We start from the raw sequence: 14,907 nt of genomic DNA on the forward strand, positions 1-14,907 counted from the left end.
CTACCGCCTCCTACAAAAGCTTGTAAACAGTTATTAACTGATCCTATTTACTCAATTCGGACTTCAAAAAACGCACTTTACTTGTGAGGGCGTCCTTAGCGCGTTCTCGTTCCTCATATAACGAATATGCTCGGTAGGTGTGGTAAACATTAATAATTTATTTTAGATAGAAAATATAGAAATGTGTTCTTTGGAAGGGGAGTGATGAGATACAACATCCCTAACGTAGATGGTACTTCGTAAAATAACAGGGTTATACCCCCGTTACACTGACCGGGATATCTAGCGTCTCGCTTCCCACCAGTGCGGTAATGATGACCTTATATGTTTTTCCCTTTGTTATCTCTAAGGAATCACCGAAATATATTGAAACTTTTGTTATTGTATTGGGCTTTAGGTAGTCGGGGTTAAACGAGTTAGAATTACGCTTTGTCCCCTCAATTCGGGCAAAAAGCAGTTTTACCGGTTGTGTAGATAATAACTCTACTATCGCAATACCGTGATAGAAAATATACCCTTGTCCGGTTTGGCGTACCGGGAGTTGTTGAGTAGATCCACTAGTTGAAGATGAAGTCGTTGGGGTATACTTGGTATTTTTGGCACTCGTCCTCATCGTGTCCCATAACTTTCCCAACCCTTTGTGTGTTAGTACATAACCTATAGTCCCTACGAACGGGACTATTGACCCTATTATTATAAGAATCACACCGTTACGTATATCCCCTACGTTATAAATTTTCCCTATTCTCCAAATCGCTAACCCAATTAAACTAACCCCCACCGTTATTGAGATTAATCCAATGATTATAAATATCGGAATTAACGGTAACATCGTTAGAATTACTCCCGCATACCATAACGTGGTCCCGGTAACCCCACCTTTAGCTTTTAATTCACGAAACCCACAATTAAACACATATACTGAAAATGGAATGAATATCATCGACGCGATAAACTCTGCAACTATAGCTACAATCAATGAATTAAATAACGAAATCGGAGTAAGAAGAAGTGATATGTAAGATAAAATAGTAGGCATTAATAAAAAGATGTTTATCATTGCGATACTAACAAGTGCTGTAGCTATTGCAGCAGATACTGAACCAGCATCCAAATCTAGTAATGCAGAATCTTCATCGCTTACCATTTTATAGAGCTAGTCTCAACTCCAGATTATAAATGTCACGGAAATGGAATAGGGCAATTTAAAACACAGCGAGTAAATTAAGTTTCAAACATCAGCGAGCGAGCTGCTTCTATCCGTTTTAGATTATTTAGTATTAATGGAGATAACATGTCTGAGTAGAAAATGCACACGATTTTGTAAACAATTCAAAGCTATTAGTTTAATGTCGATTTTATCCGTACATGAGATAACTTCGTATATTGTTAATATTGTCTACGCTAGAAATTACTGGATCGGGAATAGAAATAAAAGATGGATTAAGCTACTAGCAACACTATAATTGTAAGCCTTGTCTTGGATTAAAAGCAACTAGCAGTAGAAACTACTGCGTTTATTTCCTACAACTGTTAAAGAATAGTAAAACGCAAAAACGCTTGTAGTCCTCCGCTTATTACAGCCGGGTATTCACGCCTTTCTAAGGAATTCCTCAAACTCGACATCAGACCCGTCTTACGCAAACGTACTTTTACTTGGCTTCCGCGACTGCTACCGGATGAAAGTAGTCCTACTGGTTTTTCCAGGGCTTAACTCTCACGTCAATATCCACGAGGAAATTACGTCAAGGTAGAATAGCACAGACACATCACGCTGTTCTACCTAATAATTTTTAACTAAACCGGGGAAAATCTGGAGGATTTCATTATAAGCTAACGATAGATATTCTACTACTCGTGAGCCGTACATATTATCCCGCTTGTTGCAAATTACAAACGCTAGTGTAGCTAAAATAAAAACAACCTTAGTTTTTGGGTCTCTTACCGTAAACTATCCTTATAACTTTACTTTGCTCTAACGTGGGGACTCTGTACTCCCCCTTCAGGGACTCTAGTTAGGTCTTAGTCTTCATCTCTGCCCTCATAAACCCTAAAGGGTGAGAGATTATGTTTCGTAAAGTGTACCTGGTTCATTTTTTGTCATCACTCCGCGACAAGACCCCTCTCCTTAAGTACCTTAGGAATTAAACTCACATTTCTCTTACTGTGAAGTTCCACTGCTATCACCTAAAGTAGTCTAACCACTTAGCACTCTCTTTAATCACTTCACATTTTGTCCTCTCTATATCCATCTTGATTACGTTAAATTTACCTAAGGAGTCTGCTGTCGTAGTTTCGACTTCCGCCTCTACTTCTTCACTTATACTACTGCTTACCCCGCTGCCCTTTACCTTGACCTTCATACTATCGACTCTGTACAAAGCCTAGTTAACCAGTACCACGTTTTTCAAATTATTCAACTCCACGCCCTTCAGCAGTTTAAAAGCCCAAGGTAACGGTTCTACTGCAACTACTTCCTCTCTTAGCTACCTTCACCATAAAGTAGCCTATAAAGGTCCCAGCGTCGAGGGCAATATCGCCTCCCTTTACCTTTACAGCAGTTATTCTACTTTCCCTTGGTAATACGAAACACTTGGTATTACTGATAAAGTTTTTAGGTTTTACGTCCGGTTTATTGAAAAATATGAAGTATTAAAAGGAGCTGGGCATTACTAAGGGCTAACTCATTATCGGGGAGCTCTCCAGGCTGAAGTGCATGGAGGAGAACTCCTCAGGCCTGTTGAAAATAGTTTAGGTAATTCACAGGTCTTATTGAAAATCTTTTAGATACGTTAAAGTAGAATAACTGCTGCCTTTAGACAGCCCACTCACCTACCTTAAAGGTCGAGTAATACACGTGATCTTTCTCTACCAGAACCTCTGTTGTAGCCCTACCGTAAGCGGACAGCATAATTGATAAATTCTGCTCTTGTAATGTATACGCTTCATGCTATAAATAGTACCCTAAAGCAAAAGGAATACCTTTTATCAAGGTAGGTAAAAGGAGCTTCATTTTCTCAGTGGTCGAGAGCCCAGGTCTAGTCTTCCTCTCTTTTATAACCCTTTCATATTCTGTGCCCCTCAACAACTTTGCGTTCTTACCATACTTGTACCACTTCCTCATGAAGTGGAAGAGAGTGTCGTCCTCTATGTGGTAAACAGCGTTAGGGATAAACTGCACTTTTCCCTTATATAGTTTTAGAACTTCATAATAGGTTATGCTGTCCTCAAAGGCGTGCAGTTTCTCCCTCAAATTGGCAGGGATATTTTCGTAAGCCTTCAGTAGCAGTTGCCTGTCATACACCCTGGGGATAATTCCTCCGCTAGTCACGGATAGGTTCTCACTCCACTTCTTGTGTGTTATTTCCCTGTCCAATGACATTAACTTATGGACTACCCCTTTCCCAACAGTGATCTCACCAAGTGCAATGACCTTCTCCTCAAAGGCCTTAAAGTTCTCTGAAAAATACATGTCAGCGTCAAGGTTAACTATATAATCGCCGTGAGACGCTTTTGCCCCCTCAATCCTAGCAATAAGCCTGCTCCCCTTAACTTGGATCACTCTTGCTCCCCCTTTTTCCGCAATTTCAACAGTTCTATCAGAAGAGAAGGAATCTACTACGATAACCTCGTCTGCAACGGAAAGGGCTGACTTAACTGCAACTTCCACAGTTCTCTCGCTGTTTAACGTCGGAATTACTACGCTTATTTTCATTTTTATAAACTAACTTAGGAGAATTTAAAAGTTAATCTATAATATAGAGGGCCTTTAGTCCAAGATATGATTTTAAGACCTTATACCAGTATAAAGGTTCGCGTTATTTAGATAAAAATTTTACCTCTTGTATATTAACCACCCTTGAATGTACATCGCGTCGAACCCCTTAACTGCAAAACTACGTAGCGCTTCCTGAGGTGTTTCAACTAAGGGCTCGCCGGCGAGGTTAAAGGAAGTGTTCATTATGAGACCTTCACCCTTAATGTCTTTGAACGCCTTGATCAAATCATACCAAGTCTTATTCTGATCCCTTGTGACAGTCTGAGGCCTTGCAGTTAAATCAACATGACAAGTTACCGGAACTCTCTTACATACTTCTTTGTCCTTATAACGTAACATCAAAATCATGAACTCGTGAGAGACCGGGTCTTTAAAGTAAGTGCCTTTATCCTCGTCTAGCAAAGACGGTGCCAATGGCCTCCACCACTCCCTACCTTTAATCTCGTTGACCAAACGCCAATACTCCTTCCTAGTTGGGTCCGCAATAATTGAACGGTTACCGAGTGCCCTAGGGCCTAGTTCAGCCCTACCTTGATACCAAGTTAGGATATAACCCTTGGCAACTAAATCAGCTACAGCATTAACGTCCTCACCAACATATTCGGCCTTAAACTTACTATCCTGAACGACCTTCTTAACGGTCTCGTCGTCGTATTCTGGGCCTAGATAAACGTTCCTTAATCTCTGTCTTTTCATCTTCCCCCCAAGGACGTGTTCGTAAACGTAAGCTGCAGCACCAACAGGCCCACCGGCATCATTAGCAGCCGGAAAGATAAACACGTCGTTGAAGATCTTAGCGTAATGCAACTCCATACTAGCTTTAGCGTTTAGTGCTACTCCTCCAGCAAGTGCCACCTTATCCTCACCAGTGTGGTCTTTTGCCCACTTTGCAGTAGCCAAAACTGCTTCTTCAGTGACCTTTTGAACAGCCCAAGCAACGTTTACAGCGTCTTCATTCAATTCTCCATGAGGATCCCAGACTATTTTACCTACTACTTTTTGGGCGATATTCGAATATATTAAATAGGGCTTCACGTGATCCTTTGTTTTTATCATCTTACCATCTGCTATATAAAATGGCATATCTCCTTCTGGGTTAATTTTAACAAACTGCTTTAGTTTATCGTAATAGTGTGACATTTTACCATAAGGGGCTAATCCCATACCTTTTCCAGGACCTTCAAGGAAATTGAAAGATATATGCATCATAATATTCTCGTAAAGATCTCCTAAAGATCCATAGGATGTATGCATAGATAGAACAGGCTCAAATTCTCCATCCTTAACTTTCCAAATTACTGTCGCCTCATATTCACCAGTGCCGTCTATCGTCATGACTGCTGCTGAACTATAGCCTGAAAAGTAATATGCAGAAGCTGCATGAGACAAGTGATGCCTAACAGGATATATTTTGATGTCTGAGGGTACTTCTTCTCCGAGATCTGAAATTGCCTTTCTAATAAGTCTCTTTGCAAGGCATACAATATCTGGTCTAGCAAAATTACCTACCAACGACGAAAATTCCGTGTAATTAATAACACTATATGAAAGGAGTTTAACTAATGCTTGCCACGATTTAAGATATCTGTATTTCAAATTAAACAACGAAGGGTGCCAATTTATTGCATAAGCGTCCACATCCTTAGGCTTTATTCCTCTCTTTTTCAAGAATTTGAATGCTTGCTTTAGAGAGTTTAACGGAAGCTCTTCAATTGAGTGCTTATGTCTAGTAAACCTTTCCTCTTCTGTAGCAAAAACTAATTCTCCGTCTTGTATTACAGCTACAGCATGATCATGGAATATTGGCCAATTAAAGCCTATTACTATCATTACATCACATTTATGTGTTTTGTTATATAAATCATAAATATAGAGGAATCATCATTAATAATGACGTTATAAATAAGTAAGGTTAAGAAGAAATCGTAAATAGCGGATATTTAGCTAGAATCGTGAAAATAACTATAATTTATATTAGTGTCTTTAATGTCTAATAAGCATGAATTAATGCCTATGTTAAAAGCTTCATAAGCTCATTTACTATTTTATCTTTACCAAATCTATTATACGCACATGTTCTTATCTCTTCTCTCATTTTATAGTATTTTTCTTTGTCTAGTGTATATTTGTCATAAAAATCTAAGATTGCTCTAGAAAATTCTTCAGTATTGAACGGTTTTACTAATTTTCCATTAATTATATTATCTCTAATTTCTGGCAAATCAAATACGACTACAGGCAAACCGTGGGTTTGTGCTTCAAGCAAAACATATGCAAATGTTTCAAATCTAGAAGTTAGAATAAATAATGATGCTTTGGCGTACTCCATACGTAAAGTTTCATCATTAACTTTTCCTAGGTATTTAACATTATGCTGACTTTTTGCAATTTCTTCTATTATTTTCTTTCCTTCTCCATCCCCTATTATATGAAATTCCGCTTTATCTTTAATTCTAGATATTATATCAGCTAACAAATCTATCCCTTTATGATAGATATCCAGTCTTCCTACGAATAATACTACAAATTTGCCGCATTTTATAATTTCTGACTTATCAGTGTATATGAAATTAGGAATTAGAACAACTTTCTTACAACCATTTTTCTCCATTAAGTCCTTATCATACTTATTTAATACGTGAACAATTTCGTGTCTTGCAATATATCTAAATATTTTCCCGTTAAAGCCATTATCACGTTGGATAAAACCATGAAGGCCAAATATTATTTTTCTCCTCATAATCTTTAAAACAAAGTATATCGGTAAAAAGAACGGAAGTGCAGGAATATCTACAAAATATATTGATTTGCATTTAAACAATAAAATTATATTTTTAAAATTGGAAAAACTGGGTATAATTAAGTACATTTTACCGAGTTTTTCAGTTTTGATTAAGTATTGATTTTCAGAAATAGGTTTCGATTTACCAATGTAAAACAAGGAAGTATTAGGAATAGACTTCTGAACTTCTAAAGCCCATCTGATTGTCCCGGTTTTGGATTCTACTATATCTCCCTTAACTATAAAACATGCCACTATAAATATTTCTCTCCATATAATCTTTTAAAAGTTAGCTTAACCGTGCGTTAGGACATACCAAAATTTTTATATGTGCTGCAGTTACCCATCTCATAATGAGTAGATTTGTTATTATTACTAGACGAGATATTATAATTGCCCTAATAATGTATCTTGTATCATTAGCACCTATTTATGTATTTCTATTTAGCAATGGATATTTAAACTTTTATAATTACAACCTACCCTTATTCTCCGGAAAAGAGGTAGAATATTTACTAACTGCATCGGTTTATAACCCAGAAACTGGATTAGCTGTAAACGATGGAATCTTATATTTGTACTTGACAGTATTTACAGCGTTAGGTATTTATAATATTATCATACTGGATAAAATATTTCTCTTAGTTACTTTCAGCGTAACATTTTTATTATTATGGGCAATGATAAACAAGGCAATAGAAATTTTTGGAATTACAAAGTATAAAAATCTATTAAGAATAATTGGCGTCCTATTCTTCATACTTAATCCAGTTTACCTTGAGTATATTACATACAATTTTTTCAATTCTATTTGGGGAGTAATTGTATTCTCTTACGCTGTACTAAAATTTTTGGATATTGTAATTAATAACAAAAGTGTAAACAAATATGATATAATGAAGTCCGGAGTAGCACTAGGTTTTGGAGGGCTGATGGACCCAAGAATTTATGTCTGGGGACTATACATCATGGTCTTAATCTTCATAATCTCTATAACTATAAAACGTGGCGTGATATTAAAATCAATAAAATACCTTTCCCTAAGTTACATTTTATCGTTACCCATACTAATTTATGTTTACTATATATTTATTTACACTTCACTTATAACACAACCCAGTTTAAGTAAGGCTGTATCTGTACAAGCTTATAGACCTGATACGTATTCATATATTGCAACGTGGTCTGGAAATTCTCATATCTTTAACGTTTTTGCGTTCATAAATACCGGGTGGACTTCAATAGTTTATGCACCGCCTTCGATCCTTCTATATCCTAGGCATGATTGGTGGTTTTTACCCTATTTTGGTGATCACTCGTTAATTTTACTACCACCAGATGTAATAACCTATATTTGGTTAGCGTCATTATACATTTTCATAACAGTAGCAACATTAGCGTTATTCGATAAAAAGAGGTTACCTATCTCGGCGTTACTATTCACCCCTATGTTTATCATACTCTCAATATCCGCGGGGACGAATGTACCTATAAAGACTTTTGTGTACCTATTCGAGATCGACCCCTCAAAACTACCTATTATTGGAGGAATATTTGGCACCACTTTTGCTATTCCATATGATGCAGAAATAATGACTTTACCTTTAGCAAGTTACCTTTCCATACTAGGAGTTAATTATATCCTAGAGAAGGTTAATAAAGAGATAACTAAGAAAACCCTAGTGTTGGTAATAATTGTACTAGCAGTATTTGCCAGTTGGCAGTACTTTAATGGTACACTATATCCTTCACAAGTGACTGGCTCATTCCCTGGTAATAGTATATCCCTAGAAGGATATTATTATCCCTTAAACCCCCCACCACAATGGGTTCATGTGATGAATACCTTATCTACTTCTACTGCAGGCGTAGTTTACGTCGGAGAAATAGGATTTAGTGAGAAATGGGCCCATTACCAATTCATTTCCCTTTCTCCCCCTCTAATGCCTGGGTATGTCACAATTTCTCCTCCTCAAACTAATTACGTCAACCAGGCTCCTTTAGCTTACGATATAGCCGGTGTAAAATACCTCTTTATTGATGACACTTCCTATATTCCAATAAGTAACTCTTTTATTTACTCTTACCTTAACGACTCAGGGTTAAAAGTAATTTACGCAAAAGGTGACGTATATCTACTAGAACAACCAAACTCCTCAGTTTTTAGAGAGGCTAAAATGGGAATTTATTTCGACTGTAAGACCGAGACTGTATTATTTAAAGCAGAATGGTTACTTTATCCATTACTCAACTACACTCCCGCGATTATAAGCCCAGTAAAGACTTCAAATACTATAACAATGGTACTTAATCCATCCACTGTGAGCGAGGACTATATGTCATTGTATAACGGGACTAGAAATGTTACTATCCTCTCGGGTAATTACATAATTGATGACGAAGGAAATATAACTCACCTAGCTGTAATTTCTAAGGAGAACGTAACCGTAAAGCCTTGGACTATGATAATTCCGGAGAATGTAAGCCTTACAGAATTAGTGTCCATTCCGATCAATTTCAGCTTTAACCAATTAATGGCAGAGTTTACAGCATATAGCAACTCCGGGTATCTAGTAGAAACTTCCTTACCGCTACCTTATGGCGGGATAGAGGTGAGCAACGGAAAAGCGTTAGGAGTTAACGGCTTCGGTCAGTATATATTTTCCTCCAGCGGTATATTAACAATTTCTATAAAGTTAGGCTTCGTAACTAACGTATTAATGACTGCAGTAGATATCTTCTTTTACGCCCTGTTTATCTACTTCATACTATATAAGAATGTCCTTAGCAAAGGAATAGAGGTACTTAGGAATGATGTCATTAGGATTAGTGGACTCAAGGGCAATAAGTAACCTTAATGGCGGTACAGAAAGGCATGTAAGGGAAATAATTAAGAGGCTTTCGTTGAGATATAAACTTTACTATTTACCCACACCCCACTCATTTTTGGGTATTTCCGAAGATCAGTTGAAGGAAGTAAAAAAGTACGCAAAAGTCCCAGCGTTTTTTGAAAGTCTTTTAGATAAAAAGCCTACTTTTTCCCTAGTTAGAGAACTTCTAACTTTTTCGCCTCTAGCTAAAGAACTCCTAGAAGGTTATAAGAAGGAAATTGATGAGTTAGACTTCGCTTACACCTCACATAATTACAGAATACAACTTATGTCTTCGATCCTAATCTCACGACTTGGAAGGAATTATGGCATGTTATTAATGACTGACCCTCATAATTCTTTGCTTGAAAAAGAATCGTTCTTGCGTTGTGTAAATGTTTGGAACAAAATATGGTTTAACAAAAAGAGTGCAATAGAGTTTTGCAGTATCCAGAGACTCCAAAACATAGTCTTTTTAACAAAGGCCCTAAGGAGAAAACCTTCTTTTATAGCAGTAATGAATTATGGCGCCCTTTCTTATACTAATTTACCTAGGTATTTTAATACACGAGTTTTATCCCCTCCTCACGCCTTCAATCCCTTGGCGTTAAAATACAGGGACTTTAATAAGGAAGGCTACGTCGTCTTTTTAGGGAGGATAAACACTGCAAAAGGTGCTAACGAAGCTCTAGAAGTAGGTAAGTATGTTAAGCTGAAAATGATAGGTTACCCTGAACAAGAGTTCATAACCAAGCGAGCTAAAAGCCTGGGAGTAGAAGTAATCGAGAACGTGTCCGAGGAGGAGAAATTTGAAATATTATCTAAAGCTAAGGCTCTAATTTTACCTTCACACCAGGAGTCCTTCTCAGTCACTGGGATCGAGGCATTAGCAGTAGGAACGCCAGTAATAGCTTATGACTTACCTTCACTGACCTCGATTTATAAGTTTAAGCCGGTATTCTTTATAAGAGAATTTGATGTCAAATCTTTAGTAGAAAAGGCTAAAGACCTAGTTAAACTTGATAACAGGAAGATAGAGGAAATGTTTTCTCCAGACCTTGACGAGTTCATTAAACTCCACTCTTCATGGGATAACGTAGTTAATGCTGTAGATTCACTGATTAAGAATTTCATATAATGCCTTCTTTTCCATCTCGCTCGCTCTTTCCCAAGTTAAGGTTTCTGCAAATTTTCTACTCTCATTTCCCAATTGCTTCCTCTTCTCTTCATCTCTAAGTAGATCTATCACTATATCTGCAAATTTTTCTATATCATAAGGCGGGACCTTAATAGTTAAAAACCTCTTAGCCCAAGGTAAGTCCCAGGTAATTACGGGTAAATAAGAAGCCAAAGCTTCAGCAGTAGCTAACGAAAAGCCCTCATAGACTGATGGAAAAACAAAGACCTTCGATTTAGCTAAAATTTCCCTCTTCTTCTCTTCGCTTACAAAGCCGTAATAAATAGAGTTTTTTGGAACCTCCTTCCACCCTTTACCTATTATGCAGAGCTTTGCACTCGTTCTTTCATTTACGGCTTCCCATATGTTTGCTAGATAATTTACTCCCTTTCTTTCACCGTAATTTCCTATAAATAAACCATCACATATCTTCTCGTCGGTAGTATAATAATCTTCTACGTTAATACCGTTAGTAGACGGTAAGACCTTCTTGCAACTAAACATCCTTTTTAACTCCTCTATTACCTCTGGATTATCTAGACAAATTATCCCTTTGCTCCCCTTAAACCCTAACTTAAGGAGGAAGTGTAACCTTGAATTACCTCTAAGCTCCTCAGTAACGTGGTGGACGAATATTACTAGAGGTTTTCTGGACAAGACTGATAGAAAATATGAGTAGGCAACGCTTAATGAAAACTCGGAATAACTTAATATAACATCTGCTTTCTTAGCCGTGGACAGACAGTGTAAGAAGCCTTGGAGATAATCCTTTCTCGAAGTGCTACTACTTTCTACTAACTTAAATTTATTTAGAAGCGGTGAAATACTAGGGTCTACTTTACTCAAAGTATGTTTATCGACGCAAAGGTACACTTCCTCCCCTATTCTACTATAAACTTCTAAAGTCCTCCTGGCGCCTCCAGTAAATTCTTCGCCAAACCTCATCGGTGGCGAAATTAGGATCCTCATGTAATTATCACCGGTTATTTACAATATTTTTAATAATCTTAACAAGGCTTTCTGTGACGTTATCCCAGTTATGAAATTCTACGAACGACCTTACCTCATCGCTAAACACCGCGTCTAATAATTCCCCGTTTCTAAGTTCTCTTTCAGCTTCCTCTGCCACTCTATTTATATTACCTTCCTTAACAAACCTTACCGCCGGGACGTCTTTGTAAACTGAATATACTGTAGGTATTGAATAAGCTATAACTGGAGTGCCTAATGCTAGTGCTTCTAAAACTGTAATGGAAAACCCGTCAGCTAGAGATGGGTATATTAAAAGTCTCGCTTTAGATACTGTTTCATAAAGTTTCTTTTTCTCGGTAAAACCTAAGTATTCTATATCTAGAGAATTTTCGTCCACGTATTTAAAGAAATGGTTCTTGAACTTATCATAAAGAAACTTGCCGGCTACCTTAGCCTTAACATCGACTCCCTTATTTTTTAGCGACTTTAGTATATAGGCGAAATTAAGAATTCCTTTAGGCGGGATTAAAGTAGTCCAGAATACTAAATAGTCCTCTTTACGTTTAGTCCTGTATTGTAAAAGCTCCTTATCTACGCCATTGCCCGGATAAAGGAGGTACTTTTTTGCCTTGTTTATTTTTATGGAATCAAGAGTGCCTTTACTTACTCCAGCTATAAAGCTCATGTAGTTAGCCCGCTTAATATATCCTTCTTTTCTCCTAGTAAGTAAATAAAGTGCTATAGACCTTTTTATAAAGTAATCTATTGAATTTAAGAAAAATGGCTTTAGCGAATAATAAGTGTATAATATTGACTGTGAGAGAGAATATAAAGGTTCATGGAGAGCCATGCCTAGCGGTACCTTATTTCTGTTTGAAATGAAGACGCTCTCCGGCGTAGTATAATCTGGGTCATATATCAAGTCGGAGTCAAGTTTAACCTTTTCAGCAAAAGCCTCATACACAGAGGGAGAGTACGGAAGAAAAGACGGCTTAAGGCTAGTGAAGGAGAAGGAATAAACAAATTCAGGGATTTTAATCCCGTTTTTGCGTATTTTATCCAATTCACCCTCGGCCTTAGGGTTATTAATAAAGAAGTTTATAGAAGGGACAAACTCTACGTCAAAGTATCTCGTTAGACGATAAACGACATTGTTAACGTGAGTGGACCCTCCGGAATAATTTGAAGTCAAACTTGACGTTATAATTGTTATCTTCACAGTTAGCTTTATTCTTATAGACAGATATTAAATTTGATGAGAGTACTTCTAGTATCTAGTAAAGGAGACTTTAAGGAAGACGTAAGTAAAGTTACCGGTATAGGGAGGTATGCGAGAGAAGTTTACAATGGCCTAATTAACGCAGGGGTTGACGTTGCTATTTTACCCCTTTACGATTACTCTTCGCTCTCATCTTCTGTTTTAACTACAGTTAAAGGAATATTTAATAATTATTCTGGCTATGACAATATTCATTTACTATCTCCCAAACCTTTCTTTCCGATAAGGAAGAGCAAGGCAAAGTTAATAACTACCGTACATGATTTATTTTTTCTTAGATATAGAGAATCACAACCAATGCCTTTAATGAAAAGATTTTACGTGAAGAGTATACTAAGTTCCGATGCAGTTATAGTAGTCTCAAGTTTAGTGAAAGAAGACGTGGAAAAACTGGGTTATAAGAAAAAGGTTTTCATAGTTAACCCTGGTATAGACGGGTTATTCTTTAATAAACCTGTGGGAAAGAAGGATAGGAGAGATATAGTAAAAATAGGCTATATAGGAAGGATAGACTCAGAAAGGAAGAACGTAGTTAGGGGGATAAGAGTGTTTAAGAAATTAAAAGAGAAAAATGTAGTTTTCGAATTGTGGGGAAGTTATAATCCTAACAGCGAAATTTATAAGGAGATTTTAAGGGAGGCAAAAGATGACTCTAGAATAAAGATAATGGGACCGGTGTCAGATGAGAAACTTATAGAAGTTTACGATTCTTTTGACGCATTCTTCTTTCCAACTAGGGAGGAGGGTTTCGGATTTCCAATAGTTGAAGCTCAAGCTAGGGGAATTCCAGTTATAGTGTTTAAAGATGCTGGGATTCCACAAGAAGTTTGTGAGTATTGTATAAAAGTTGAAGACGAATTACCATCTTTGGATTATATTTTATCTTTCGGTGAAAAATATGGTGAGAAACTAAGAAAGGAGGCAAGTAAATTCTCTTGGGAAAACTCCATAAAGGGAATAATAAATGTATACAATAGCTTAATGCATTAATAATACTTTAATATATATTATTTATCTTGGTTTATTCTGATTGTTAAGCGCCTCACTATAATATTTTATAAATAAGTCGTTTAATATACTCGTATGGATAGGATTTGTGTATATGGTACTGTGTTTAATAATGTTAATACTATTGAGGAGAGTATTAAATCAGTCTTTAATCCTTCTTATGATATAGTAATAGTTGATAATTATTCTAGGGACGGTACGTGGGAGAAGTTACAGGAGTTAAGGAAGGAGTATAATTTAACTCTTTTGCGTTTAAAATCAAGTAGGGGTAAGGGCAGGGCCTATGCTTTAGAACATTGTCCTGATAATTCAATAACAGCATACTTTGATCTAGACACATACTATAATGAAAATTTCCACAAGGCTATACAATGGACAACAACTATGCTAGATAAGATAGTATATGGTCCTTTCTCACTAATAGCTAAAAAAGAAATTATTAAAAATGAGGGCAGTTGGAGGGATTTGAATGTAGGAGAAGATACAGAATTTTCTATAAGAATCGGATTTGATTATTATATACCAGTTATAGCTACAATAAATTTGTATAGGAAAAATATTGATAGGGAATTTAGATATGCTAAAGGTATAAAATACTATAAGAGAAGACTGAGAAATACTATAGACTCCATAAGGGGACATGGATTTAATTATCATGATATAATTGAAATTTATAGCAATTATGGAAAAATGGTTACGTTAGCAGCTAGTATAGTTTTTATTTTAGCTAAATTAAAGGGAATTTATAGATATAATAAAGAAGTACATAATGATATTTTGCTTATTTACAATTCTTTATCAAAACTTGTTAACCCAAAGGAATTAGCAATTCCAGAGAAGTTTTTCATGTATCCTTTACCACTTATGTATAGTAATATGAAAAGTTATACGTCACAAAATCTAAAAGAGAAACTCGGAGATTTACTTCTTTATAAGTGTAATGATGGATATTTCAGATATGTTAAAAACGAAGAAGGACTTAAGCTTACATTACAACAGTCAAATTCTCCTCAAATAGAATGCATAAAAGAGCCTTTATAG

At 36.4% G+C, this 14,907-nt stretch carries 11 protein-coding genes; 4 read left to right on the forward strand and 7 right to left on the reverse strand.

Annotated features, from left to right (window positions below; translation table 11 throughout):
- Positions 1 to 253 precede the first annotated feature (253 nt).
- The 5 genes from KN1_RS00270 to KN1_RS00290 form a co-directional block, all read right to left on the reverse strand.
- Complete coding sequence (locus KN1_RS00270; protein WP_221288630.1) at positions 254 to 1,147, reverse strand: DUF973 family protein; 894 nt, start codon at positions 1,145 to 1,147, stop codon at positions 254 to 256.
- 1,036 nt (positions 1,148 to 2,183) lie between these two features.
- Positions 2,184 to 2,381, reverse strand: coding sequence for a hypothetical protein (locus KN1_RS00275; protein ID WP_221288632.1), 198 nt, complete (start codon positions 2,379 to 2,381; stop codon positions 2,184 to 2,186).
- Positions 2,382 to 2,950: 569 nt separating this feature from the next.
- Positions 2,951 to 3,715, reverse strand: coding sequence for a glycosyltransferase (locus KN1_RS00280; protein WP_221288633.1), 765 nt, complete (start codon positions 3,713 to 3,715; stop codon positions 2,951 to 2,953).
- Between the two features lie 120 nt (positions 3,716 to 3,835).
- The gene (locus KN1_RS00285; RefSeq protein WP_221288634.1) at positions 3,836 to 5,608 is read right to left on the reverse strand and encodes a carbamoyltransferase family protein; all 1,773 of its coding nucleotides are present in this window, start codon (positions 5,606 to 5,608) and stop codon (positions 3,836 to 3,838) included.
- Between the two features lie 181 nt (positions 5,609 to 5,789).
- Positions 5,790 to 6,815 (reverse strand): glycosyltransferase family 4 protein, encoded by a 1,026-nt coding sequence (locus tag KN1_RS00290; RefSeq protein ID WP_221288635.1) that lies wholly within the window; start codon positions 6,813 to 6,815, stop codon positions 5,790 to 5,792.
- A 98-nt stretch (positions 6,816 to 6,913) separates the two neighbouring features.
- On the opposite strand from KN1_RS00290, the gene KN1_RS00295 reads away from it, so the two are divergent.
- Together KN1_RS00295 and KN1_RS00300 are read left to right on the forward strand one after the other, a co-directional pair.
- The gene (locus KN1_RS00295) at positions 6,914 to 9,412 is read left to right on the forward strand and encodes a hypothetical protein (protein WP_221288636.1); all 2,499 of its coding nucleotides are present in this window, start codon (positions 6,914 to 6,916) and stop codon (positions 9,410 to 9,412) included.
- Complete coding sequence (locus tag KN1_RS00300; RefSeq protein ID WP_221288637.1) at positions 9,372 to 10,568, forward strand: glycosyltransferase; 1,197 nt, start codon at positions 9,372 to 9,374, stop codon at positions 10,566 to 10,568. Before KN1_RS00295 ends, KN1_RS00300 begins: the two co-directional genes overlap by 41 nt.
- On the opposite strand, the gene KN1_RS00305 is transcribed toward KN1_RS00300, so the two are convergent.
- Together KN1_RS00305 and KN1_RS00310 are read right to left on the reverse strand one after the other, a co-directional pair.
- Positions 10,545 to 11,576 carry a glycosyltransferase family 4 protein gene (locus KN1_RS00305; RefSeq protein WP_221288638.1) on the reverse strand — a complete coding sequence of 344 codons (1,032 nt, stop codon included), beginning with the start codon at positions 11,574 to 11,576 and terminating at the stop codon, positions 10,545 to 10,547. The genes KN1_RS00300 and KN1_RS00305 overlap by 24 nt on opposite strands.
- A gap of 7 nt (positions 11,577 to 11,583) precedes the next feature.
- Entirely contained in the window at positions 11,584 to 12,798 is a 1,215-nt protein-coding gene (locus tag KN1_RS00310; RefSeq protein ID WP_221288640.1) for a glycosyltransferase family 4 protein, read from the reverse strand.
- Between the two features lie 36 nt (positions 12,799 to 12,834).
- Between KN1_RS00310 and KN1_RS00315 the strand changes: the two genes are divergently transcribed.
- Positions 12,835 to 13,848, forward strand: a complete 1,014-nt coding sequence (locus tag KN1_RS00315) for a glycosyltransferase (protein ID WP_221288641.1) — start codon at positions 12,835 to 12,837, stop codon at positions 13,846 to 13,848.
- A 93-nt stretch (positions 13,849 to 13,941) separates the two neighbouring features.
- Positions 13,942 to 14,907 (forward strand): glycosyltransferase family 2 protein, encoded by a 966-nt coding sequence (locus KN1_RS00320; RefSeq protein WP_221288644.1) that lies wholly within the window; start codon positions 13,942 to 13,944, stop codon positions 14,905 to 14,907.

The sequence above is a fragment of the Stygiolobus caldivivus genome (genome assembly GCF_019704315.1).
Lineage (GTDB): Archaea > Thermoproteota > Thermoprotei_A > Sulfolobales > Sulfolobaceae > Stygiolobus > Stygiolobus caldivivus.

What these genes read in the sequence shown, in the direction of transcription:
- KN1_RS00270 (WP_221288630.1), bottom strand. Translation starts at nt 1,147, where the DNA reads ATGGTAAGCGATGAAGATTCTGCATTACTAGATTTGGATGCTGGTTCA.
- KN1_RS00280 (WP_221288633.1), bottom strand. Translation starts at nt 3,715, where the DNA reads ATGAAAATAAGCGTAGTAATTCCGACGTTAAACAGCGAGAGAACTGTG.
- KN1_RS00285 (WP_221288634.1), bottom strand. Translation starts at nt 5,608, where the DNA reads ATGATAGTAATAGGCTTTAATTGGCCAATATTCCATGATCATGCTGTA.
- KN1_RS00295 (WP_221288636.1), top strand. Translation starts at nt 6,914, where the DNA reads ATGAGTAGATTTGTTATTATTACTAGACGAGATATTATAATTGCCCTA.
- KN1_RS00300 (WP_221288637.1), top strand. Translation starts at nt 9,372, where the DNA reads ATGATGTCATTAGGATTAGTGGACTCAAGGGCAATAAGTAACCTTAAT.
- KN1_RS00305 (WP_221288638.1), bottom strand. Translation starts at nt 11,576, where the DNA reads ATGAGGATCCTAATTTCGCCACCGATGAGGTTTGGCGAAGAATTTACT.
- KN1_RS00315 (WP_221288641.1), top strand. Translation starts at nt 12,835, where the DNA reads ATGAGAGTACTTCTAGTATCTAGTAAAGGAGACTTTAAGGAAGACGTA.
- KN1_RS00320 (WP_221288644.1), top strand. Translation starts at nt 13,942, where the DNA reads ATGGATAGGATTTGTGTATATGGTACTGTGTTTAATAATGTTAATACT.